Source organism: Actinopolyspora biskrensis (genome assembly GCF_013408175.1).
GTDB lineage: Bacteria > Actinomycetota > Actinomycetes > Mycobacteriales > Pseudonocardiaceae > Actinopolyspora > Actinopolyspora biskrensis.
Genome location: NZ_JACBYW010000001.1, coordinates 1,075,825 through 1,099,927, shown reverse-complemented (window position 1 = coordinate 1,099,927; position 24,103 = coordinate 1,075,825). Strand labels below are relative to the sequence as shown.

Here is a 24,103-nt window from a genome sequence, read left to right as displayed (position 1 = left end):
GCTGTCCGCGGGAACGGACGCGATTCAGACCGGATCCGGGGCGAGGGCCCGGTGCATCAGTGCCTTGGTCAGGAACGGCTTCGCCTCGTGCTGGAAGTCCACTTCGGGGTGCAGTTCGCGCACCGCTCCTTCCAGGACGAGCAGGGACAGGATCGGGAAGACGAACTGCGGGTCCGCGGCCAGCCCGTAGCGCCGTTGCAGGTCGAAAAGGCGCGTCGCGAAAGTCACCAGGTCGAAATCGGCCGCGCGCAGCCCGCTGTTCTCCTCGACCAGCCCGGCCAGTTCACCGCGGAAACCGTGGGTGTCGGCTCCCGGCCGGGCCACGGCGGTCGACAGCACCACATCGGCGCAGGCGGGCCCGTCCCCGAGGCTCATGCAGTAGAAGAAGGCGGTGAATTTCGTGCGGGCGTGCTCGCTCAGGCGGACGGTGAATCCGGCGTCGACCATCACCGCCGAGCCGTCCCTCCGGAAGTAGAGGTTCCCCGGGTGCAGGTCACAGTGCACGAATCCGTCCACGAAAAGCATCCGGTAGACCGAACGCAGCACCGCCAGCACCGCGCTTTCGCACTCCTCGCCATCGGCCCGCCGGAGCCGCCGGTCGTTCAGCCCGGCGACGTAGTCCATCACCAGCACGCTGCTCGTGGACAGCTCGGCGATCGCCCGGGGAACGTGGACCCGCTCCTCGGGGGAACTGCTCGTTCGCAGCTGCTCCAGTCCGGCCGCCTCCCGCTCGAAGTCCAGTTGCGACTCCGCCGATTCGGCCAGTTGATCCACGATCCCGCGCACGGGCACGCCGCGACACATCGGCGTTCGTTCCAGCACCCGCGCCACGGTCCGCATGAGTTCCAGGTCCCGACGCAGCACGTGTCCGACACCGGGACGCCGCACCTTGACGGCGACTTCCCGCCCGTCCGGCGCCGTGGACCGGTAGACGCAGGCGATGCTGCCGGAACCGGCCAGAACCGCGTTCCGAGCGAGCGCTCTCCCGGCCTCGCCGAGCGAGCTCCCGAGCAGACCGGGCAAACCGGTGATCGGCGGCGTCACCACATCGTCGTGCAACCGCCCCAGGGCTCGGCACACGTGTGGCGGCAGCAGGTCCACCCGCGAGCTGAGCAGTTGCGCGGCCTTGACGAATGCCGGACCGAGTTCGGAAACCGTCCGGACGAGCCATTCGTGTCCGCTGCCACTCCCACGCACGTTCACCGGCCGCCGACCGAGCAGCCGGGAGACGGCGACGCCGCACCCCGCGACGGCGCCACGCCGCACGACGACGAGCAGCACCCGAACGAGCCGGTGCAGGAGCGCCACGGTGCTCGTCCCGGAAGCCGGGTGCCGCGAAGGAACTCGCTCGTCTCCGCCCTCTTCCGAACACGTTTCGTGGGAATTCGCCTGTGCTCGATCACCGTGCGCCATCAACCGGGCACTCTAAGGCACGGAACCGCCGATCGTTAAGCAAGATCACCACAATCAGTGACGAACGGCGTCGACGGATCATCCCGTGTCGAACACCGCGGACGTCCTCCTGCCCTCCGCAACAGCACCTCCCCCGGATCGGACGATCCGGCACGTCCCCGAAACGCTCGGTGCGGTCACGCAGAACGGGCACCCCGGCCCGCGGGCACCGGGAGTCGAGCGCCGAGCGAAGGACCTTCCGGCCACACGCACCACCCATCGGGAACAGCACTCCCGGCGCTGCGGGCCCACACCGAGCTCTCGACCGGTGGGCGCCCCGGCGAACCGGGTCGTCTCCGGAGCTCGTCCACGAACGGTGGTTCCTCGGGGAGCGAGGAAGTCGAACGCGGCGGCTCACGCCGCGAGCATCTCGGCCGTCACCTCGCGCAGCAGGCCAACGTCGTGAACGGCCCTTCCCAGCGCCGCCCCGTCCCACACACCGCGCTCGCGCAGGGCCGTGTAGGTTCCGGCCACGACGGCGCCGCCGTACAGAAAACGCGCTCTCGCCCGGGTTTCGACCCGGTGCAGCTCCTCCAGGACCTCCGCGGCGTGCTCGGGTGAGGCTCCCCGCTCCGCTCCGATCGCCCAGCCCGGCTCGTAGAGAACCAGCACCGGCGCGTCCTCGGCGAAGTTCTCCAGAGCCGCCCGCGCCTGCCGGGCGGTGTGCCGCGCGGCCGCCGAGGTGCTCACGCGCTGCTGCTCCCCCACGCACACCACGGGAACCAGTCCCGCCTCGGACGCGGCGGCCGCCTTGCGGGCCACCAGAGAGTCGTCCTCACCGAACAGATTCCGACGTTCCGCGTGACCCACCATCACGTGTCCGCAACCGAGCTCCGCGAGCAGGCACGGCGAGACCTCACCCGTGACGTTTCCACCTCCGGTCCAGGTGTTCTGCGCACCGACGCCGACGCCACTGCCCGAGAGGAGCTCGCGCGCCGTGCTCAGCAGGGGGTACGGCAGGCACACGAAGAACGACAGACGAGCCAGCCGCGGAGCGCAGGGCAGAATCACCCGCTCCATCCATTCGACCGTCCCGGCGCGTCCCAGGTTCATCTTGGTGCTGGTAAAGCTCAGCGGAGCCGCGAGCTCGGTCATGCCTCCTCCGGTCATTCCAAGTTGGTGTGACGGGCGAACATCTCCTCGGAAGCGACCCCCAGGGTCTGTTCGAGGACCAGGACCAGACAGTCGAAGAAGACCAGGCACGCCTGTTCGAAGAGCGTTCCGACGAACTGCTCCGAATCGGTGTCGCCACCACCGCAGTCCAGCCGAACCAGGTGATGAGCGCGCTGCCCCAGACGCGACCGCGGCTCCGCCGTCACGACCGCCACCCGGGTTCCCGCGGACACCGCCTCGTCGGTCAGAGTCACCACCACCGGTGTTTCCCCGGAACCGCTGCAGGCGACGAGCAGGTCGCCTTTCCCCGTGGAGGGCGTCGTCATGTCGGCCGCCACATGAGCGTTCAGTCCGAGGTGGACGAGCCGCATGGCGAACGCGTCAGCGACCAGCTTCGATCTCCCCATGCCGAGCAGGAAGACGCGGTCGGCCCGCAGTATCTCCTCCTGAAGACCGACCGCCTCCCGCTCGCGCACCCGCCCGGCGACCATGTTGATCTCTCCGAGCACCACTCCCCTCGCCGCGCCGAACGGAGTGTCCCGCTCGGGCGCGGCAGGGGGCCCGGAAGCCACGACAGCACTGTTCTTGTCGACCATGAGCTTTCCCGATCGATCACGGCGCCACCTCGCGCGGCGACGCCTCGACGTTCGAGGGGCCCTGACGAACACGCGGTCGACCGGGGAGGGGACCAAGCGCGCGGAGACGTCGAGCCCGCCCCCTCCTCCGACCTCCGTGCTCCGTTCGGACCTGTGGCAGCCAACCAACCGATGCTGACGCGACACTGACACGAGGCTGACGGCCTCCGGCCACGCTCCGGCGCTTCCGGAACGTTCCCCTTCGAACCAGCGGCGGGGGCCTCCCGCACCCATGCCGCCGGACCGGTCGTCGCGGACCGCTACGACCACAGAAGCGAATCAAATTCATATGATCGGACTTCGATCCGCTCGCACGCGCCCGCACCGACGGGCTCCACGGCAACACCGCGGACCACGCCGTGCCGGCAGCCGCGGACGGGAACGGGTCCACCCCTCCGACGTCGCCGTGCACCACCCGCGTTCCGGTGGTGTGCTGGGCACCGGCGTGCTTTCCCCTACTGCCTACCTCGGGAGGCCGGGATGCCGGGCGAAGAAGTCGATGCCGTGGTGGTCGGGATGGGCCCGGGTGGCGAGGACGTGGCGGGACGACTCGCCACGGCGGGTCTGAACGTGGTCGGCGTGGACAACCTCCTCCTCGGCGGGGAGTGCCCCTACTACGCCTGCATCCCCACCAAGATGATGGTCCGCGGGGCGGAGGTCCTCGCCGAGGCGCGCCGGGTTCCCCGGCTGGCCGGGGACGCGCGGGTCAGCCCGGACTGGACCCCGGTGGCGGACCGCATCCGCGACGAGGCCACCACCGACTGGGACGACCGGGCCGCCGTGGAGCGTTTCGAGGGCACCGGGGGCCGTTTCGTCCGCGGCTTCGGGCGCGTCACCTCCCCGGGCGAGGTGACCGTCTCCACTTCCGCGGGCGAGCATGTCTTCCGCGCTCGCCGCGCTCTCGTGCTCAACCCCGGCACCGAACCGGCCGTCCCACCGATCGAGGGGCTGTCGGGCACGCCGTTCTGGACCAACCGCGAAGCCGTGCGGACCCGGACGCTGCCCTCCTCGCTGGTGGTGCTCGGCTGCGGCCCGGTCGGGATGGAGTTCGCCCAGGTCTTCGCGCGCTTCGGTGTCGCAACCACCGCGGTGGAGTCCTCTCCGCGGCTGCTGCCCGGCGCCGAGCCCGAGGCCTCGGCGAGCATCACCGAGGTGTTCACCGGAGAGGGGATCACCGTGCGCACCGGAACCTCGGCCACCCGGGTTCATCACGACGGGAACCGCTTCACCCTGGAGCTCGACTCGGGGGAAACGCTGACCGCCGAGCAACTGCTGGTCACCACGGGGCGCCACGCGGACCTCGCCGCGCTGGGGGTGGGGAACCTCGGGCTCCGGGAGGACGCGGAGACCATCGACGTCGACGGACGTATGCGCGCCGCCGAGGGGACGTGGGCCGTCGGGGACGTCACCGGCCACGGCGCGTTCACCCACACCTCGATCTACCAGGCACGGATAGCCGCCGCCGACGTTCTCGGGAGCGGTGAGGAAACCGCCGACTACCGCGCCGAACCCGCGGTCACCTTCACCGACCCCGAGGTGGCCTCGGTGGGGATGAGCGAGTCCCGGGCACGCGCGCAGGGACTGCCCGTCCGGACGGCGGTGGCCGCCATCCCGTCCTCACCTCGCGGCTGGATCCACAAGGCGGGCAACGACGGGTTGATCAAAGTGGTGGCCGACACCGAGCGCGACATCCCGGTCGGGGCCACCGTGGTCGCCCCGCTCGGCGGGGAGGTCCTGGGCGCGCTCGCGGTCGCCGTGCACACCCAGGTGCATCTCGCCCAGCTGCGTCGGATGATCCTGGCCTACCCCACTTTCCACCGCACCATCGAAACCGTGCTGGACCAGCTGGCCGAGTAGTTCTCGCGGTTCAGGTTCGCGCGGGTGTCCGGAGCTCGGTCCGTGAGCACGTCGCGGTGCACCGCTCTCAGCGGAACATCCTCGGTCAACGGTGCACCACGAGCCGTCTACCCGAAAATCTCCATTAACGTAAGTGTTATTTTCGCCTGCGGGGAATCGCGCTACGCAGGAAGCCGAACCGCGGCATTCCGGCCTTCCGGAGCACCGTGTCGTCCTCCGGTGCCCGTGACGCGAGACCATTTCTCCGTGAGCGCCGGACGTGATCACGACACGCTCCGGACCCGACCCCGCCAGCTTCCCGCACCGGGAGAGAAGATGAGTCAGACACGGCAACTTCCCGAAACCGACCGAGTCGCCGATCCGGTCAAGGAGGCCGGGCGCCGGCGCACGTTCGCGGTGATCAGCCATCCCGATGCGGGCAAGTCCACGCTCACCGAGGCGCTGGCGCTGCACGCCAAGGTGATTTCCGAAGCAGGAGCGGTCCACGGCAAGGCTGGCAGACGGGGCGTGGTTTCGGACTGGCTGTCCATGGAACGCAGCCGCGGGATCTCCATCACCTCGGCGGCCCTGCAGTTCGAGTACCGCGAGCACGTGATCAACCTGCTGGACACCCCGGGCCACGCGGACTTCTCCGAGGACACCTACCGGGTCCTTTCCGCAGTGGACTGCGCCGTGATGCTGCTGGACTCCGCCAAGGGACTGGAACCCCAGACGGTGAAGCTGTTCGACGTGTGCCGCCACCGGGGGATACCGGTGATCACTTTCGTCAACAAGTGGGACCGCCCCGGCCGGGAGGCCCTCGAGCTGTGCGACGAGCTGCGCGACCGCATCGGACTGCGCCCGATGCCGCTTACCTGGCCGGTCGGCATCGCCGGGGACTTCCGCGGGGTGCTCGACCGCCGTGACGGCGAGTTCGTGGGCTTCGAGCGCACCTCGGGCGGGGCCACCATCGCCCCCGAGCACCACATGTCGGCGGACGAGGCCGTCGAGCGGGTCGGTGACGAGTGGCAGCGTGCCGCCGAGGAGTCCGAACTGCTGACGGAGTCAGGGGACGACATGGACCCGGACGCGTTCGCACGCGCCGAGGCCAGCCCCGTGCTGTTCGGCTCCGCCGTGCAGAACTTCGGTGTCCGGCACCTGCTCGACGTGCTGCTCGAGCACGCCCCGGCCCCCTCCGCCCGGCCCGACGAGCGCGGAGAGCCCCGGCAGCTGGACGAGCCGTTCTCCGCGTTCGTGTTCAAGGTCCAGACCGGCATGGACCCGGCCCACCGGGACCGGGTGGCCTTCGCACGGGTGTGCTCGGGCGAGTTCGAACGCGGCATCGTCGCCACCCACGCCGACACCCAGCGCTCCTTCTCCACCAAGTACGCCCAGCAGATGTTCGGGCAACAACGCGACACGGTCGAACGGGCCTACCCCGGAGACGTCATCGGGCTGGTCAACGCCTCCGCGCTCGGGGTCGGTGACACCCTCCACACCGGCAAACCCGCCGTGCGGTTCCCCGGCATGCCCCAGTTCACCCCGGAGCACTTCGCCGTCGCCCGCACCACCGATCCCGGACGGTCCAAGCAGTTCCGCCGGGGACTGGAACAACTCGTCCAGGAGGGCGTGATCCAGCTGCTGCACTCCGAAACGCGCGGAGAGGGAGCTCCCGTGCTCGCCGCCGTCGGACCGATGCAGTTCGACGTGGTCAACCAGCGCATGGAATCGGAGTTCCGCTCCCCCCTGAAGCTGGAGCAGCTCCCCTACACCGTGGTGCGGCTGGTCGGCGATCCCGGCCAACGCTCCATGCTGCACACCCACAGCAGCGAGGTGCTCGACCGTGCCGACGGAACCACGCTGGCCGTGTTCACCGACGACATCTCGATGCGGTCCCTGCAACGCCTCAAACCCGAACTGGACCTACGACACGTCGTCGCCGACACGGAGTGAGTACCGCCCCCGCCGCAACACGACACATCGAGAGGGATCCCGTTCGTGTCCATCCCCTCCGGCACCCGATCCCCGGCCCGACAACACCGGCACACCATCCGACGACCGGGTGTCCACCTGGGACGCGTGATCACCGCCGCCTCGGCGGCACTGGCGCTGACGGCTCCCGGGCAGACCGCCGCGATGTCGGTCTTCGTCGATCCGCTGATCGACTCGCTCGGGCTGTCCCGCACCGCGGTGTCCACGGCTTACATGTTCGGTTCGCTGTCCGGGGCACTGCTCATGCCGTTCCTGGGCCGCCTGATCGACCGCTTCGGACCGCGGCGGATCATGGCAGGCATCGGCGTGTGCTTCGGACTCGTGCTGCTCGCCGCCAGCGCCGTCACCGGGATCGTCGGTCTGACCGCGGCCTTCATCGGTGTCCGCGTCGGTGGACAGGGAGCGCTGAACCTGGTCGCGACCACCACCGTGGCCGTGTACGTGCACCACAGACGTGGCTTCGCGATGGGGGTCACCTCCGCTGTCGGCACAGCAGGCATCTCCCTCGCACCGGTGCTGCTGGAACACCTCATCGGCCGGTTCGGCTGGCGCGAGGTGTGGGCCCTGGAAGGGCTGGCGGTACTGGTTCTGGTGCTGCTGGCCGCTCTGCTCGCGCTTCCCCGCACCCCGGCGTCCACCGCGGCCCCCGACGCGGAGAACCGGGCAGCGCCCGAGGAGGACGACACCGAGACCGCCCCACCCGGGCAGCAGCGCCCGCTGGTCGACTGGACCCTGGGCGAGGCGATCCGCACCGGCATGTTCTGGGTCGTCGCGCTCGGCGTGGGAGTGTGCAGCCTGATCAGCACGGCGCTGAACTTCCACCAGGTGTCCCTGCTCGGGGAACGCGGACTCAGCGCGGCCGAGGCTGCCGCGACCTTCGTTCCGCAGACCCTGGCGGGGCTGGCGGCCAGTTTCCTGCTGGGATGGCTGGCCGACCACGTCGCCGACCGAGTGCTGATCACGGCCATGATGGTCGTCATGGCCGCGGCCACCGCGGGCGCCGGTTGGGTCCATCCCGGATGGACAGCGGTGGCCTACGGCATGGCGCTGGGCATCTGCAACAACGGCCTGCGCACCCTCGAAGCCGTGGCCTTCCCCCGGTGCTTCGGCCTGCGCCACATCGGCGCCATCCGGGGCGTGGTGCACTCGGTGACGGTCGGCGCGTCGGCCTTCGGCCCCGTCATGCTGGCCACGGGCCGCTCCTGGACCGTCTCCTACCAGCCGGTCCTGCTCGCGTTGTGCCTGCTTCCGCTGGCCGTGGTCATCGCCGCCGTCATCGTCACACCGCCTCCCCCGGAGTCGATCCCCCGCAGCAACCGCTCGCGCACCAGAGCGACGTGCTCGCGCTCCGGCGCCCCGGTCCGCTGGGCCAGGAAACCGGTGTTGAGCGGAGGGTCCTCGGGTTCGAGCAGCGAGACCAGGGATCCGGAACCGAGTTCCGCGCGGCACAGGTAGCGGGGCAGGACGGTGACCCCCGCACCGGCGACCACGGCGGCCCGCACCCCGCGCAGATCGGGGACCACCGCTGCGGGCTGCGCGGTCAACCTCCGCCCGAACACGTGCCGCCAGTAGCGGCGCAGGATGGGCAGGTCCTCGGCGTAGGTGACCAGCGGTACCTCCCCGAGCGCGCCGGGATCGTCCGGGGTGACGGGGCCGATGCGCTCGGCCCACGCGGGTGCGGCCACCAGCACGAACTCCTCGTCCATGAGCGGGACGGCCGTGACCGCGCGTCCGCGCGGGCGAACGGCGGAGACCACCAGGTCGAACCGCCCGGCGCGCAGCCCATCGAGCAGTTCGTCGGCCAGCCCCGTGGTGACCCGGAGCCGCACTCCCCGCTCGACGAGGTCCCCCAGCGCGGGCAGCGCGCTCACGCTCAGGAACTCGGCCGGGCCGGCCAGGTGCACCGGCTCGGGCGGGACCTCGCCTTCCGAGCTGCCGCGTTCGGCCACGGCGGTCAGCGTGTCCAACGGGGCAGCCACCTCGGCAGCCAGCTCGTCGGCCACCTTCGTGGGCACCACCCCCTTGGGCACCCTCTCGAACAGTTGCCGCCCCAACCGCTGTTCCAGTGAACGCACCTGCCCGGTCACCGTGGGTTGGGACAGCCCCAGCGACCGCGCCGCCGCGCTGAAAGCCCCGGCACGGTACACGGCGAGAAACGTGCGCAGCAGTCCGAGTTCCAGCGGCCCGTCCGGGGTCCCCGATGGCACACCACTCCCGGATCCATCATTATTCCTATGGGCCATAACGAGAACTCTATTGGCTGAACAATGGCAATGCGGCCTACGGTCGACACCGTCCGCCCGAACGGACCAAACGTGAAACCGCGACCTCGCCACGGGCGAGGTCCAGGAACGAAAGAGCGAAAGATGGCGAAGATACTGTTCGTGATGACCGGCGCCGACCACTGGACCCTGGCCGACGGCACCGAACACCCGACCGGGTACTGGGCCGAGGAGTTCACCGCCCCGCACCAGGTGTTCACAGGAGCCGGGCACGAGATCACCGTGGCCACCCCCGGCGGCGTGGTCCCCACGGTCGACCGGTCCAGCCTGGCTCCCGAGGTCAACGGGGGCCAGGAGCAGGCCGACCGCATCGCGGCGGCCCTGGAAGCGGCCACCGAGCTCAAGCACCCGGTGGAACTGGAGAACGTGCGTCTCGACGAGTACGACGCGGTGTTCTACCCCGGTGGGCACGGCCCCATGGAGGACCTGGCCGTCAACGACGACTCAGCCCGGCTGCTGACGGACACGCTGAACTCCGGCAAACCGCTGGGAGTCGTCTGCCACGCCCCGGCGGCCCTGCTGGCCACCGAGCGCTGGGGCGGGACCAGCCCGTTCGCCGGATACCGGCTCACCGGGTTCACCAACACGGAGGAGAGCCAGGTGGGGCTGGCCGACAAGGCCGCATGGCTGCTGCAGGACAGGCTGATCGCTCTCGGCGCCGAGTTCTCCGAGGGGCAGCCGTGGGCGCCCAACGTGGTCGTCGACCGCAACCTGCACACCGGGCAGAACCCCGCCTCCTCCGGACCGCTGGCCGAGGAGATCCTGCCCCTGCTGAAGTGAGCGGCCGTCCGGGCACCGCACCACGCGTTCCACCTCACCTGGTCGGTGCCCGGCGAAGAACGCGGCAGGATCCACGCAACCCTCGGATCGGCACGGTCGTGGACCGAAACGGCGGCATCCCGGACCTGCTCCCGACCCGCCGGGCACGCGGCCGCTGAGGCGATACGGTCGACCGGTACGCGACCACCACACCGAACCGCTCCGGAGCCGCCTCCGACTCCTCGGGAAGGATCGATATGCGCATCGCCATCGCCGGTGGGCACGGGAAGATCGCCCTGCGGCTCACCGAACTGCTCGCCCGGCAGGGGCAAGAAGTTCTCGGCCTGATCCGGAAACCGGACCAGGCCGCCGAACTGGAAACCGCCGGGTCCCGGCCGGTCCCGCTCGATCTGGAGCGGAGCTCCGGCGCGGAGACGGCCGAGGTGCTGCGGGGAACCGACGCGGTCGTCTTCGCCGCCGGCGCGGGCCCGGGCAGCGGCACGGACCGCAAGTACGCCCTCGACCTGGGAGGATCCGTGCTGCTGGCCGAGGCGGCCGAGGCGGCCGGGGTGCCGCGCTTCGTGCAGGTCTCCACCATCGGAGCCGGACAGCCCCCCGCCCCCGGCTCCGGGGAGGTCTGGGAGGCCTACATCGACGCCAAGACCCGTGCGGAGCAGGACCTGCGCTCCAGGAACCTGGACTGGACCGTGGTCCGCCCCGGCCGGCTGACCGACGCGGAGGGAACGGGACTGGTGAACCTGTCACCCCCTCCCGTGACGCCCGGTTCCGTTCCGCGCCGGGACGTGGCCGCCGTGCTCGTCGAACTGCTCGCGCGTCCCGGCGGAATCGGGCTGACGCTCGAACTGACCGAGGGCGGGATCCCGATCCCCGAGGCCGTCGAAGCGCTGGGCACCGCACGCCCTCCCGCCCCCGGCTCCCCTCACGACTAGGCTGAGGCCGGTCGTCACTCACTCCGCCGCCGGGAAGGAGCCGCGATGCGCGCCGTCGTGTTCGACGAGTTCGGAGCCGTGCCCGAGTTGCGCACGGTGCCGGACCCGGGCCCTTCCCCGGACGGAGCGGTGATCACGGTCGAGGCGACCGGGGTGTGCCGCAGCGACTGGCACGCCTGGCAGGGCCACGAGCCCGACGTCACCCTGCCGCACGTGCCCGGCCACGAGCTGGCCGGACGCATCTCCGCACTGGGCTCCCTGGTGCGCGGCTGGAACATCGGCGACCGGGTCACCGTCCCGTTCGTGTGCGCCTGCGGCACGTGCCCGCAGTGCTCGGCGGGAAACCAGCACATCTGCGCGCACCAGTTCCAACCCGGCGCCACCCACTGGGGCTCCTTCGCCGAGCAGGTCGCCGTCGAAAGGGCCGAGACCAACCTCGTGGCCCTGCCCGACGAGCTGGGCTCGACCGCCGCGGCGACGCTGGGCTGCCGATTCGCCACCGCCTTCCGCGCGGTGCTGCGGCGCGGCGGAACGCAGGCGGGCCAGTGGGTCGCGGTGCACGGCTGCGGTGGTGCGGGAATCTCGGCCGTGATGCTCGCGGCAGCGGCCGGGGCCCGGGTGGTGGCCGTGGACCTCTCCCCCGACGCGCTGGACCTGGCCACCCAGCTGGGTGCCGCCGCTGCGATCGACGGGTGCGAAACCTCCGACACGGCCGAGGCGGTCCGGGAGATCACCGGCGGAGGCGCACACGTCTCGCTGGACTGCGTCGGGCAACCGACCACCTGCGCGGCCTCGGTGTCCTCACTGCGCCCCCACGGTGTTCACGTCCAGCTCGGCCTGATGCCGCCCCAGCAGGGCGTTCCACCGATCCCGATGCACCTGGTGATCGCCCGCGAGCTGAGCGTCGTGGGCACGCACGGGCTGCAGGCCCACGAGTACCCGGAGATGCTGCGGACGGTGGCCGCCTCCGGTCTCGAGCTGCACCGGCTGCTCGGCAGGCGGATCGGTCTGGAGGGGGTTCCGGCGGAGCTGGCGGCGATGAACGACCCCGTGCCCACCCGCGGCGGGCTCACCGTCGTCGAGCTCGACCACCGCTGACCGGAATTCCGGGCGCGCCGAACCGGTGCGCTTGTCGACACCGGCACCGGGGCCGGTTCTAGGCTCTGCACATGACGCAGTACTTCGAAGTGCACCCGGAGAACCCGCAGCGACGCGCGCTCGGCCAGGTGGCCGAGATCCTCCGCTCCGAGGGGCTGGTGGTCTACCCGACCGACTCCTGCTTCGCCCTCGGCTGCCGGGTGGGCAACAAGGACGGTCTCGAGCGGATCCGCTCGATCCGCCACCTGGACCGGAATCACCACTTCACCCTGGTGTGCCGGAACTTCGCCGAACTCGGCCAGCTCGTCAACGTGAACAACACGGTGTTCCGCGCGATCAAGGCATCCACCCCGGGCAGTTACACGTTCATCCTCCCCGCGACCAAGGAGGTTCCGCGCAGGCTGCTGCACCCCAAGAAGAGAACCGTCGGTGTGCGCATCCCCGACCACGTCACCGCACAGGCCCTGCTGGACACCCTGGACGAACCCCTGCTGTCGAGCACGCTGCTGCTGCCCGAGCAGGACGAGCCGATGACCAACGGGTGGGACATCAAGCAACGGCTCGACCACGCGGTGGACGCCGTCGTCGACTCGGGCGACTGCGGCACCCAGCCCACCACGGTGATCGACTTCTCCGACGACGAGGGCGAGATCGTCCGGTACGGGGCGGGTGACCCCACCATGTTCGAGTAGTCCCCCGCAGCCCGGGCTGCCCCTCCCCGCTCGTTCTGGCAGGATTGTCCGGGTGATCGGCTGGGAGATCGCGGGCGGTGTGGTCCTCACGGTGTGGCTGTGGCTGCTGACCTGCCACGGCCGGTTCTGGAGCACCGGCCAACGGCTTCCCGGCAGCACCGAACCGCGCGACTGGCCGTCGGTGGCCGTGGTGATCCCCGCCCGCCGCGAGGCCGACGTCCTGCCGCGGACCCTGCCGACCGTGTTGGCGCAGCACTACCCCGCCCACGCACGAGTGATACTCGTGGACGACGACAGCGACGACGGCACCGGCGAGCTCGCGGAGTCACTGGCCCGCGAGGCCGGTGCGGGGCTCCCGTTGACGGTCACCTCCCCCGGAAGCCCCCCGCCGGGCTGGACCGGCAAGACCTGGGCCCTGGCGCACGGGGTGGTCGAGGCCGGCCAGGTGGACCGGGTGCTGTTCACCGACGCCGACATCGCACACGCCCCCGACTCGCTGACCGAACTGGTGCGGGCCTGCGAAAGCGGCTACGACCTGGTCTCGCAGATGGCGGTGCTGCGCACCGGAACCCGCTGGGAACGCCTGATCGTGCCCGCGTTCGTGTACTTCTTCGCCATGCTGTTCCCGTTCCGCCGGGTCAACCGACCCTCGAGCCGCACCGCGGCGGCCGCGGGCGGTTGCGTGCTGCTGCGGCGCGCGACGCTGGCACGGGCGGGCGGACTCTCCGCCGTCCGCGGAGCACTGATCGACGACGTGGCGCTGGCCCGACTGGTCAAACGGGCCGGTGGACGCGTCTGGCTCGGCCTGGCCGGGAAAGTCCGCAGTGCGCGCTCCTACCCCCGGCTGCGGGACCTGTGGCAGATGATCAGCCGCAGCGCCTACACCCAGCTGCGCCACTCGCCTACGCTGCTGGTCGGGACCGTACTCGGGCTCGCGCTGATGTTCCTGGGCCCACCCGCGGTCACGATCGCCGGTCTCACAGGCGGCGGTCCGGCCGCGCTGCTGCTCGGCACCGCGGCCTGGGCGGTCATGGCGGGCACCTTCGCGCCGATGCTGCGCTACTACGGACACCCGGGCGCGGCGGCCTTCCTGCTGCCCGCCACGGCCGTGCTGTACGTGCTGATGACGCTCGACTCGGCCCGCCGACAGCGGTACGGCCACGGCACGAGCTGGAAGGGACGCAACTACCCGGCATCGCGGAGCGCCGACTGACCGGGGTTTCCCGTTCTGCCTCGGCGCAGGTGATCACTCGGCGGAACCTCTCGCGGGCTCTCGCCGCAGGGGCCCGACATCGGTTCGCGCCGTTCGACGGCCTCCGCTGCCCCGGCCGGAGACGCCACCGAACCACGGCCCCCGGCTCGTCGTCACGAACGGCACAGCCGTACCGCTCCACCGTGGAAGAATCCGATCACGCGCATCGCACGATTCGAACACGGCGGTTCGGTCCGGTACGGACGGTGGCACGACGACGGGATAGCGCCGTTCACCTCCGATCCGTTCACCCCCTCGGAGACCGCCGCGGAGGCTTCCCGGTTGTCCGCGGACGAGGTACGGCTGCTCGCCCCGGTCCGCCCCGGCAAGGTCCTGGCCGTGGGCAGGAACTACGCGGAGCACGCCGCGGAGCTGGGCAACGAGGTCTCGGCGGAACCGCTCGTCTTCCTGAAGCCCGGAAGCAGCGTCATCGGCCCGAACGAGACCGTCGTCCGCCCCTCCCGCACCGCGGACCTCCACCACAAGGCCGAACTCGCCGTGGTGCTGAGCGAGCGCTGCCGGAACCTGCCCCCGGACCGGGTTCCCGAGCACGTGCTGGGCTACACCTGCGCCAACGACGTCACCGCGCGGGACCTGCAGGGCCCGGACCGCCAGTGGTGGCGCGCCAAGGGATCCGACACGTTCTGCCCCCTCGGGCCCTGGATCGAGACGGAACCGGGAACCGGCTCACTCGCGATCGGCACCATCGTGAACGGAGAGACCAGGCAGAACGGCCGCACCGAGCACATGGTGCACGGCGTGGCCGAGCTGGTCTCCCACATCAGCTCGGCCATGACCCTGGAACCCGGAGACGTGGTGCTCACCGGAACCCCGGCGGGAGTGGGGCCGCTGCGGCCGGGCGACACGGTCACCGTGTTCGTGGAGGGCATCGGCGAGCTGACCAACCCCGTCGAGTCCGCGAGCTGAACCCTGCCCGCGGACGTCAGCGGTCGGCGCCGTGGGAGTTCCGCCCCGCGGCCGGGCGAGACCTCCGGGAGCGGTCCCGGTTCCTCGCCTCACTGCGGCTACCGCACCGCTCGGGCGAGTTCGGCGATCCCGGCCGGGCCCACCCGGCAGCACCCGCCCACGACACGTGCGCCTTCGGCGACCCACTGCCGGGCCCGCTCGGCGGAGTAGCGGGCCGGGCCGGTCCAGTCCCTCCGCGCCGGGTCCCAGCCCTCGCCGCTGTTCGGGTAGGCGATCACGGGCTTGCCCGTCACCCGGTGGGCGGTGGCGACGGCGGCAGGCACATCGTCCGGACAGCAGCAGTTCACCCCTACCGCCACGATCTCGGGCACCCCGGCAGCCACGGCGAAGGCCTCGGACATCGGCTGCCCGGCCCGGGTGTGCCCCCCTGCGACGTTGTACGACAGCCACGCGGAAGTCCCCGTTCCCTCCAGCAGGGACACCAGGGCCCGCGCCTCGTCCACGTCCGGCACCGTCTCCAGAGCCAGCAGGTCCGCACCGGCCTCGGCCAGCACTTCCAGCCTGGGACGGTGCCACCGGCGCAGCTCGTCCACGCTCAGCCCGTAACGTCCCCGGTACTCCGAGCCGTCGGCCAAGAACGCCCCGTACGGGCCGACCGAGGCCGCCACCCAGCGTTGTCGGCCGTCGCCGGAGACCTCGGCACGGGCCCTGCGGGCCACCTCGACGCCGCGGCGCAGCAGCCCCGCGGCCTCGTCCCGCTCGATTCCGTGCGCGGCGAAGCCCTCGAACGAGGCCTGGTAGCTCGCGGTCGTGGCGATCACGGCTCCGGCGCGGAAGAACGCCAGGTGCGCCGCCTCGATCTCCTCGGGGGCCTCCGCGATCAGCCGTGCCGACCACAGCGCGTCCGAGAGGTCGTGCCCGCGCGCCTCGAGTTCGGTGGCCAGACCACCATCGGCGATCAGCACCGGACCGGTGGAGCCGGGAAAGCTCATGCTCCTCATTCTAGTGCCGCCGTTTCGGGTGGCGATCGTCATCGGTGACTTCTTGGTGAGAGGATTGGTTTCGTTCAATACTGAAACAACAGTGACAATCAACCGATCGAAGCCGGGGACCACTCACCTTCGCTCGGGCAGGTTCGACACCGATCCTGATCGTGCGTGGTGCGGCCAGAACCGACCCGCTATCGTCCACGGGCGCCGCGTTGCGGCCGCGCCGAGACCGAACCCGACGAGCTGATTCCATGACTTCGACGAACGACGGTCCCGTAGCGGTGACCGGAGCGGCCGGGCTGTGCGCGAGCCGCGCTTCGCCGAAGTCATCGACACCGTCGACCAGCTCCTCGGAATCCCGCCCCCTTCTCCGGCGCTCCCGCGGCCACCTGCCTGACACTCGCCGTCCAGCCAGACACCGCAAAAGCCGCGTTCCACGCGCACCGCACGGTAGTCGTTGCGGAGCGGCTCCAATTCGGAAACACTTCGACCTCGTCAACAGTTTCTCGTCGCCACCGCCGCCGCAGTAGCGACGATCGGAGGAACACCGGGTTCCCGGCGGACGAGTTGTCCACTTTTCGTCAAAAGAGATCACGTCCCGCGAACCCGTGCGATCATCGACACCATGCAGGCAAGATTGAAAAAATTCCTGGGGACTCTGGGCGCTATCGCGGCGGCCGGGACGATGGCCGCAACCATCGCTCCCGCCGCGGCGGCGTCCAGCAACGGCACCACGGCACTGCCCACCTGCACGACGGTGGTCCAGTATCTTCCCGCCACATCGGACAAGTCATGGGACTGCCTGCTCGAACAGGGCATCTCCAACCACGCTGTGAAGGGACTGCAGATCTCCCTGAACAACTGCAACGGGCAGAGCCTGGCCGAGGACGGAATATACGGGCCGGCCACGCGGTCCGCTGTCGCGGATGTCCAGCGCTCGGCAGGGATCGCCGTGGACGGCGTGTACGGGCCGAACACGAGGAAGAACATGCTCTGGTTGACCGCGACCGGATGCAATTCGCGAAACTAGCGAGAACGAACCAGTCGCGGAAAGCGTGCGAATTCAGGTTGTTCCTCAGACCACGCTGAGCGAATACGCGGGATCAGAGGAATCCGGCTACCCCGTTCCGGCCGAACGGAGATCACATCGTCTCGACCGGATACACGGGCCCACTCCCCCGAGAGCCGGATTCCTCGACCGCGTTCGTACCGTCGATGCGGACGATTCCGTCCGGAACGACCAGCGGGAAAAGCCCCCGGATCCCCTCCCGAAAACCACCCGAGCGGGACCGGTCGAGCGGGACCGGTCGAGCGGCCCGCGGCGCCACGAGAGGTACGGTTCCGAACCGGACGGGACAGCCCCGTGCGCCCGGTTCGCGGCACCGATCGGTGCCGGACAGCGCATCGGGCACGGTTGGGAACGAAGGAGTGACGATGGCGGTGCTGCTCGCCGGGTGCGGCGACCTCGGCACGGAGGCGGGGCTGCGTTTCGCCGCCGCGGGCCACGATGTGGTCGGGCTGCGGCGGTCGACACACCGACTTCCCCACGGGATCACCGGCCAGTCCGTCGACCTCACGCGCGAGCTACCGTCCGTACCCGCCGACACCGGGATCGTCGTCATCGTCCTCACCGCGGACCGGCGTGACGCGGAGGGCTACCGGCGGACCTATTCGGACGGCACCCGGAACGTGCTCGACGCGCTCGACCGGACCGGGATCTCCCCCCGAATCCTGTTCGTGTCCTCCACCGCCGTGTACGGGGCCACCGAGGGCCTGGTCGACGAGCACACCCCGACCGCTCCGAGCTCGGAGACCGGCGAGGTCCTCGCCGAAACCGAACGGACCCTGCACGAACGGCGCCCCGACGCGATCGTCCTGCGGCTGGCCGGGCTCTACGGCCCGGGGCGCACCTCACTCGTCGACCGGGTGCGCGAGGGCACCGTCGACAACGCCTCCGCACCGCGATACACCAACCGCATCCACCGCGACGACGCCGCCGCGGCCATCGTGCACCTGACGACCGGGGTCGCACACCCGGACCCGGTGTACGTGGGGGTGGATCACCAGCCGGCCGAACGCGCCGAGGTGCTGGACTTCCTGGCCGCCGAACTCGACGTCCCCCGCCCCTCCGCCGGGGCCCCCGCGACCGGGCGCCCCGGCGACAAGCGCTTCCGCAACGACCGGCTCCTCGCCACCGGGTTCGAGTTCACCCACCCCACCTACCGCGAGGGGTACCGCGCCGTGCTGTCCGGCCGAGGAGTGCGACACCACTGAACGAGGAACTCCTCACCGCGCACGGGACCACGTCGGGGGCTCGTCCCCGAGTACACCGAACAACCCCCGGACGGCCCCGCGACACCGCCGCTGCCCGGCTCAGGAAAGCGGCAGCAGCAGCCGGAAGGTGCTGCCCCCGCGCTCGTTGGCGTGCAGCTCCACCCGACCGCCGTGCGCCTCGGAGATCGCCGCGGTGATCGCCAGCCCCAACCCGGTTCCCCCGGGGGAACGCTCCTCGTCGACGCGGTAGAAGCGGTCGAACACGTGGTCCGCGTCCTCCACGGCGATTCCCGGGCCGCTGTCGGCGACCGAGACCACCGCCAGCGGCGTCTCCGCAGCAACCCCGGCCCCGGCGGCGGACAACGCCCCCTCGCTCGCGAACCCGTGGGAGACGGCCACGGTGACCCCGGTTCCCGGGATGGTGTGCACCAGGGCGTTGTTGGTGAGATTGGTCAGCACCTGCCGCAACCGCTGCCCGTCGCCGAGCACCCGGAACGGGCTGTCCGGCGTCTCCAGCACGATCTCCCGCTCGGGATCACGTGCCCGCGCGTCGTGGACGACGTCCCGCGCCAGGGCGACGAGGTCCACCTCGGCGAGGTCCAGGGGGCGTTCCCGGTCCAACCGGGCCAGCAGGATCAGGTCCTCGACCAAACCGCTCATCCGGCCGGCCTCGGACTCGATGCGCCCCATCATCGCCCGCACGTCCTCCTCCCGAGGCCGGTCGCTGCGCCGGTACAGCTCGGCGAACCCGCGGATCGAGGTCAGCGGGGTGCGCAACTCGTGCGAGGCGTCCGCGACGAACCGGCGCAGCCGCCGCTCGGACAGCTCGCGCTGCCGCAGCGCGTCGACCAACCGGCCGAGCATGGTGTTCAACGCCAGCCCCAGCCGCCCGGTCTCGGTGCGGGAGTCCTGGTCGGGAATCCGCCGCTGCAGCTCCCCACCCGCGATGGCGTCGGCGGTGCGCTCGATCCGCGTCAACGGGCGCAGGCTCAGCCGAACCGTGACTGCCGCGGCCACGGCCAGCACCACGAGCACGATCCCTCCCGCCACCAGCTCGATGACCACGAGCCGGTTCACCGTGGCGTGCACACCGGACAGCGACAGCGCCAGCGCTATGGTCTCGCCGTCCGGCAGCGTGACCGTGCGAACCCGCCACGACGCGCCGTCCGAACGGTCCGGAACCGTCCTGATCGAGGAGTCCCGCGGGCGGCTGCGCAGCGCGGGCCCACCTTCGCCCCGTCCGGACCGCCCGAGCATGTCGGTCGGGCCCCCCGCGGCGTCGAAGAACAGCACCCGGAAGTCGGTGGGCACTCCACCGCGACCGCCGTCCCCCTCGGTCGGAGGCCCCGGCGGCATCCGCCGCCCCTCCTCCCAGGGACGCGACATCTCGACCAGGCGCTGATCCACCCGCTCGGTCAACGACCGCTCCAGCAGGGACACGCTGGCGAACCCCATCGACGTCAGCCCGACCACCGAGACGACCACGAGCAGCAGCGTCAACCGCCCGCGCACGGTGCGCGGCGTTCTCACCGCGACCCCGGCGACAACCGCAGCATGTACCCGACACCACGAATGGTGTGGATCAACGGCGGCGGCTCGGTGTCGATCTTGCGGCGCAGGTAGCTGATGTAGGACTCGACGATGCGGCTGTCCCCGCCGAAGTCGTAGTTCCACACCCTGTCGAGGATCTGGACCTTGCTGACCACCTTCTCGGAATTGATCAACAGGTAGCGCAGCAGCTTGAACTCGGTGGGTGAGAGGTTCACCAGACGACCCCCGCGACGGACCTCGTAGGTGTCCTCGTCGAGTTCGAGGTCGTGGTAGCGCAGCTTCGCCGTGGTGTCCTGCTGCGCGGGTTGGACGCGCCGCAGGATCGCCTGCAGCCGCAGCACCACCTCGTCCAGGCTGAATGGCTTGGTCACGTAGTCGTCACCGCCCGCCGTGAGGCCGGCGATCCGGTCCTCGACGGCGTCCCGCGCGGTCAGGAACAGCACGGGTACGGAATTGCCGCCCTCCCGGAGCCGGGTCGCCACCGAGTACCCGTCGATGTCGGGCAGCATCACGTCCAGCACGACGATGTCGGGCCGGAACTCCTCCGCGGCGCGCAACGCCGCTTCCCCGCTGTCCGCCCCGCACACCTCGAAACCGCTCAACCGCAGGGCGGAGGTCAGCAGTTCGAGGATGCTCGGCTCGTCGTCGACGACCAGAGTCCGCGCGCCGTTCGCTTCCGCCACATCCATAGTATCCGTTCACCTTCCGCGAGAACGCCGTTCGGGCACCGAGATCGGTCCCCGAACGGGCGGGAGGGCACCTCCCCGAAAGGTGCCCTCCCACCCGGATCACTCACACGGGTCACTCACAGCGGTAGAGCTGTTGGGAGCTGTCGGACGAACCGCCCCACGTCTGCGGATCGACCGAGGTGCAGTTGCTCTCCACCCACTGCTGGCGTTCGGAGCGCACACTGTCGTCCGTGCCGGGCATCGCCGTCGAACTCCCGCTCGAATCCTGCGAGTTCCCTTGCGAGCTCCCTCCGGGAGGACCACCTCCCCTTCCCCCGCCGAGCAGCACGAAACCGAGCTGCCCCGAGTCCTGCCACTCGGTCAGCTGCTCCACCGACGGGGCGTCGTCGGAACCGGTGAATCCACCCATCCCGACCACGGTCACATCGGAGTTGATGATGTAGGAGGTCGCCGACATCGCCCCGCCTTCCACGGCCAGCGGGACATCGCGGTCACCGGCGTTGGTCCGCACGTAGTCGAGCAGTGTCCGCTGCTGCTCACTCAGCGAAGCGCCTCCGCCCGGCCCGCCCGAGCCGCCACGCGTTCCCGAACCGGACCTTCCGCCGCCGTTCGAAGGCCCACCGGCGTCCTGCGAGCCGTCCCCGTCGGAACCCGTCCCGTCGGAACCGTTCGGTGGTGTGCCCCTCCGGCCGGGAACGCCTCCTTGTCCGGGGAACGTTGTCTGTCCCTCTCCGGCGGCATCACCTCCGCCGAAGCCTCCGGGGCCACCGGATCCACCGGGGCCGCCACCACCGCCGAACATGCCCGTCGCCGGGCCGGCCGTGGGATTCGTACCCCCCATCGCCTGCGCCGAGGAGAAGGCCCCGATCACCGACCACGCCGCGGGGACCGTCAGCGCGGCGGCCAGGCCCAGCGCCAGCCCGCCGCGCGCGAGACCGTCCCTGCCGTTCCGCCCGATCAGCAGCGCCAGCAGCGCGAGCACCCCGAACCCGACGGCGAGGTATCCGGCCCACCGGTTCCAGTCCGGGTTGCGCGCGACCAGCTCCAGGGCCCAGGCGACGCTGAGCGCCACCCCGAGCGGCAGCAACCACCGCGCCCTGCCGGAGGGCTCCCGGTACCAGTGCCAGAACCGCACGATCCCCGCCCCGACCAGGGCACCGACAGCGGGAGCCAGCATCGTCGTGTAGTAGGGGTGCATGGTGCCCTGGGCGTAGCTCAGCGTTCCGGCCACGACGACCAGCCAGCCGCCCCAGAGCACCCAGCCCGCGAGGCGGTCGCGGTCGACGGCGGCACCGGAACGCAGCCGCAGGATCCCCGCGACCAGCATCGCGACCAGCACCAGCCCGCACAGCGGGAGCAGCCAGCTGATCTGCCCACCCAGGGTGTCCCCGAACATGCGCAGCAGCCCGGGTTCACCGCCGAAACCGGCGCCGCCACCACCGCCGGGAGGGCCTCCGCCGGCGCCACCGCCCCCACCGTTCCGGCCGCCACCGCGGTTCTCACCGAAGATCCGGCCGAACCCGTTGTAGCCGAACACCAGGTCCCACGCCGAACCGTTCTCGCTGCCACCGATGTAGGGCTTGGGATCGGGCCACAGCGCGGTCGCGGCGACCCACCAGAAGGAGGAGACGACCAGCACGACGGCGGCCCCGGCCAGATCGACGAACTTGCGTCCCCACGAGCTCCGGCCACCGATCAGGTAAGCCGTCACGAAGGCGGGCAGCACCATCCAGGCCTGCAGCATCTTGGTCGTGAAGCCGCAGCCGACCAGGAAGGCGGCCAGCAGCAGCCACGAGGTGGCCCGCTGCCCACCGCAGGCACGTGTCACCGCGTAAGCGGCGGCCACGACCAGCAGCACCAGCAGGGTGTCCGGGTTGTTGTCGCGGTTGATCACCACGGTGATCGGGGTCAGCGCCAGGACCAGCGCCGCGATCAGCGCCGGGTGCTCACCCGCCCAGCGCCGGACCGTGCGGTGCAGCAGGAACACAGCCGCCACCCCGAAAACGGCTTGGGGAAACAGCACCGCGAACTGGTTGTACCCGAACACCTTCACCGACAGCACCTGCGCCCACAGGGCCATCGGCGGTTTGTCCACGGTCACCACACCCGCCGGGTCCAGGCTTCCGAAGAAGAAGTTCTCGAAGCTGGTCGACATCGACTTGACCGCGGCCGAGTAGTAGGTGTTGCCCCAGGAGCCGCCGATGCCCCACAGGTAGAGCAGGGCGGCCAGAGCGCAGATCCCGCCGAGGGCCCACGGCTGCCAGCGGCGCCCGGAACGCGATTCGATCGGGGTGTCGGTCGGTTCGACCACACTCGTCATGATTCCTCTTCCTCTGTGGAGGCCGGGGTGCGGAACACCCACGACCGCAGCAGCACGAAGCGCAACGCGGTTCCGACCACGGAGGAGACCACGAGCACCAGCACTTCCAACCATCGTGACGGGTCGGGATTCACGGCCTGCAGGGCGAGCAGCGCCCCCGAGGTGACCACGTAGTACAGGGCGAACACGATCAGCCCCTGCAGGTGGACGCGCCCGGCCGAACCCGACTGGTTCAGAAACGTGAAGCGCCGGTTCGCCTCGGTGTTCCACAACGTGGTCAGCACCAGCGCGACCAGGTTGGCCACCAGCGGTGGCCACCAGCCGCGCAGCAACGCGTACAGCACGGCCGTGATCCCGGTGGACAGCGCACCGATGGCTCCGAAGGAGACGACCTGCCACAACAGCCCGTTCTTCGGCTCGGCCAGCACCGCCCGCGGATGCGCGGGCTTCGGGGCGGGGCGCCGGGGCAAACCTGACACCCTCCCCGCGCCGGTCACCTTGGAACGGGCCACGCGCACCAGTCCCGCGATGTCGTCGACAGCGGTGCGCACCACCTCGACCCTGGTGTCGACGTCCTCCACCCAGTCGACCGGGACCTCGTGCACCCGCAGCCCGTTGTACTCGGCCAGCAGCAGCAGTTCGGTGTCGAAGAACCAGGAGTCGTCCCGCACCCGTTCGAGCAGCGGACGCACCACGTCGGTGCGCACGGCTTTGAATCCGCACTGGGCGTCGGAGAAGCGAGCACCGTGCGTCCAACGGATGATCCTGTTGTAACAGCGCGAGATCAGCTCACGCTTTCCGCCGCGCACGGTCCTGGCGCTGGGCGCCAGCCGGGAACCGATCGCGAGATCGGAATGCCCGTTGACCAGCGGCGCCACCAGCGGGAGCAACCCGTTCAGCCCGGTGGACAGATCGACGTCCATGTACACGACCACGTCGGCGTCGCTGTAACCCCACGCCGTGCGCAACGCCAGTCCCCGGCCCTTGCTGTCCAGGTGCAGCACACGCACCCCGTCCGACCGCTCGGCGAGCTCGCGCGCCACCCGCAGCGTGGCGTCCGTGCTCGCGTTGTCGACCACCGTGATGCACCACCGGAACGGGAAGCTCTCCGCCAAGTGCCGCTGCAGCACCTCCAGGCACCCCGGTAGCGCCCCCTCCTCGTCGTGGACCGGGATCACCACGTCCACCAGTGCGGCCCGCTGCGATGATCGCGCTTCGGAACCGGTGACGGCCTGCGACACGCCTGTCATCCCCACCACCTCTCTTCCGATTGATCCGACGACCATTCCGCC

The 24,103-nt window shown here is 70.6% G+C and carries 19 protein-coding genes and 1 pseudogene; 11 read left to right on the top strand and 9 right to left on the bottom strand.

Features of this window, described 5'->3' with window-relative positions:
* Positions 1 to 24: 24 nt before the first annotated feature.
* The 3 genes from FHR84_RS04765 to hxlB all read right to left on the bottom strand — a co-directional run bounded on the left by FHR84_RS04765 (position 25) and on the right by hxlB (position 3,161).
* Entirely contained in the window at positions 25 to 1,308 is a 1,284-nt protein-coding gene (locus tag FHR84_RS04765) for an AarF/UbiB family protein (RefSeq protein ID WP_179534162.1), read from the bottom strand.
* Positions 1,309 to 1,806: 498 nt separating this feature from the next.
* Positions 1,807 to 2,547, bottom strand: coding sequence for a triose-phosphate isomerase (locus FHR84_RS04760; protein WP_179534161.1), 741 nt, complete (start codon positions 2,545 to 2,547; stop codon positions 1,807 to 1,809).
* Between the two features lie 11 nt (positions 2,548 to 2,558).
* Positions 2,559 to 3,161, bottom strand: coding sequence for a 6-phospho-3-hexuloisomerase (gene hxlB / locus FHR84_RS04755; RefSeq protein ID WP_179534160.1), 603 nt, complete (start codon positions 3,159 to 3,161; stop codon positions 2,559 to 2,561).
* A 519-nt stretch (positions 3,162 to 3,680) separates the two neighbouring features.
* Here hxlB and FHR84_RS04750 point away from each other — a divergent pair.
* The 3 genes and pseudogenes from FHR84_RS04750 to FHR84_RS04740 form a co-directional block, all read left to right on the top strand.
* Positions 3,681 to 5,057, top strand: a complete 1,377-nt coding sequence (locus FHR84_RS04750) for a dihydrolipoyl dehydrogenase family protein (protein WP_179534159.1) — start codon at positions 3,681 to 3,683, stop codon at positions 5,055 to 5,057.
* Positions 5,058 to 5,372: 315 nt separating this feature from the next.
* The gene (locus FHR84_RS04745) at positions 5,373 to 6,989 is read left to right on the top strand and encodes a peptide chain release factor 3 (RefSeq protein WP_179534158.1); all 1,617 of its coding nucleotides are present in this window, start codon (positions 5,373 to 5,375) and stop codon (positions 6,987 to 6,989) included.
* 183 nt (positions 6,990 to 7,172) lie between these two features.
* Positions 7,173 to 8,147 (top strand): annotated as a pseudogene (locus tag FHR84_RS04740) (MFS transporter); the annotation flags it as partial.
* A 95-nt stretch (positions 8,148 to 8,242) separates the two neighbouring features.
* Here FHR84_RS04740 and FHR84_RS04735 read toward each other — a convergent pair.
* Positions 8,243 to 9,271: a LysR family transcriptional regulator gene (locus tag FHR84_RS04735; protein ID WP_343075148.1), complete on the bottom strand. Its 1,029-nt coding sequence runs from the start codon at positions 9,269 to 9,271 to the stop codon at positions 8,243 to 8,245.
* 123 nt (positions 9,272 to 9,394) lie between these two features.
* Between FHR84_RS04735 and FHR84_RS04730 the strand changes: the two genes are divergently transcribed.
* The 6 genes from FHR84_RS04730 (at position 9,395) to FHR84_RS04705 (ending at position 14,988) form a co-directional block, all read left to right on the top strand.
* On the top strand, positions 9,395 to 10,090 hold the full coding sequence (locus FHR84_RS04730; RefSeq protein ID WP_179534157.1) for a type 1 glutamine amidotransferase domain-containing protein: 696 nt from the start codon (positions 9,395 to 9,397) through the stop codon (positions 10,088 to 10,090).
* 236 nt (positions 10,091 to 10,326) lie between these two features.
* A complete protein-coding gene (locus FHR84_RS04725; protein ID WP_179534156.1) occupies positions 10,327 to 11,019 on the top strand; it encodes an SDR family oxidoreductase in 693 nt (230 codons plus the stop codon).
* A 45-nt stretch (positions 11,020 to 11,064) separates the two neighbouring features.
* Positions 11,065 to 12,117: a zinc-dependent alcohol dehydrogenase family protein gene (locus FHR84_RS04720; protein ID WP_179534155.1), complete on the top strand. Its 1,053-nt coding sequence runs from the start codon at positions 11,065 to 11,067 to the stop codon at positions 12,115 to 12,117.
* Positions 12,118 to 12,188: 71 nt separating this feature from the next.
* Complete coding sequence (locus FHR84_RS04715) at positions 12,189 to 12,809, top strand: L-threonylcarbamoyladenylate synthase (RefSeq protein WP_179534154.1); 621 nt, start codon at positions 12,189 to 12,191, stop codon at positions 12,807 to 12,809.
* A 52-nt stretch (positions 12,810 to 12,861) separates the two neighbouring features.
* On the top strand, positions 12,862 to 14,022 hold the full coding sequence (locus FHR84_RS04710) for a glycosyltransferase (protein ID WP_179534153.1): 1,161 nt from the start codon (positions 12,862 to 12,864) through the stop codon (positions 14,020 to 14,022).
* A gap of 195 nt (positions 14,023 to 14,217) precedes the next feature.
* Positions 14,218 to 14,988, top strand: coding sequence for a fumarylacetoacetate hydrolase family protein (locus tag FHR84_RS04705; RefSeq protein WP_179534420.1), 771 nt, complete (start codon positions 14,218 to 14,220; stop codon positions 14,986 to 14,988).
* Positions 14,989 to 15,086: 98 nt separating this feature from the next.
* On the opposite strand, the gene mmuM is transcribed toward FHR84_RS04705, so the two are convergent.
* A complete protein-coding gene (gene mmuM / locus FHR84_RS04700) occupies positions 15,087 to 15,980 on the bottom strand; it encodes a homocysteine S-methyltransferase (RefSeq protein WP_179534152.1) in 894 nt (297 codons plus the stop codon).
* A 622-nt stretch (positions 15,981 to 16,602) separates the two neighbouring features.
* Here mmuM and FHR84_RS04695 point away from each other — a divergent pair.
* Both FHR84_RS04695 and FHR84_RS04690 read left to right on the top strand, forming a co-directional pair.
* Complete coding sequence (locus FHR84_RS04695; protein ID WP_179534151.1) at positions 16,603 to 17,007, top strand: peptidoglycan-binding domain-containing protein; 405 nt, start codon at positions 16,603 to 16,605, stop codon at positions 17,005 to 17,007.
* Between the two features lie 404 nt (positions 17,008 to 17,411).
* Entirely contained in the window at positions 17,412 to 18,251 is an 840-nt protein-coding gene (locus tag FHR84_RS04690; protein ID WP_179534150.1) for an NAD-dependent epimerase/dehydratase family protein, read from the top strand.
* Positions 18,252 to 18,350: 99 nt separating this feature from the next.
* Here the strand turns inward: FHR84_RS04690 and FHR84_RS04685 are convergent, their stop codons facing one another.
* From FHR84_RS04685 to FHR84_RS04670, 4 genes are all read right to left on the bottom strand, one after another.
* Positions 18,351 to 19,781, bottom strand: coding sequence for an ATP-binding protein (locus FHR84_RS04685; RefSeq protein ID WP_179534149.1), 1,431 nt, complete (start codon positions 19,779 to 19,781; stop codon positions 18,351 to 18,353).
* Entirely contained in the window at positions 19,778 to 20,491 is a 714-nt protein-coding gene (locus FHR84_RS04680) for a response regulator transcription factor (RefSeq protein WP_179534148.1), read from the bottom strand. Before FHR84_RS04680 ends, FHR84_RS04685 begins: the two co-directional genes overlap by 4 nt.
* 112 nt (positions 20,492 to 20,603) lie before the next feature.
* Positions 20,604 to 22,811, bottom strand: coding sequence for an ArnT family glycosyltransferase (locus FHR84_RS22755; RefSeq protein ID WP_179534147.1), 2,208 nt, complete (start codon positions 22,809 to 22,811; stop codon positions 20,604 to 20,606).
* On the bottom strand, positions 22,808 to 24,061 hold the full coding sequence (locus FHR84_RS04670; protein WP_179534146.1) for a bifunctional glycosyltransferase family 2/GtrA family protein: 1,254 nt from the start codon (positions 24,059 to 24,061) through the stop codon (positions 22,808 to 22,810). Before FHR84_RS04670 ends, FHR84_RS22755 begins: the two co-directional genes overlap by 4 nt.
* Positions 24,062 to 24,103 lie beyond the last annotated feature (42 nt).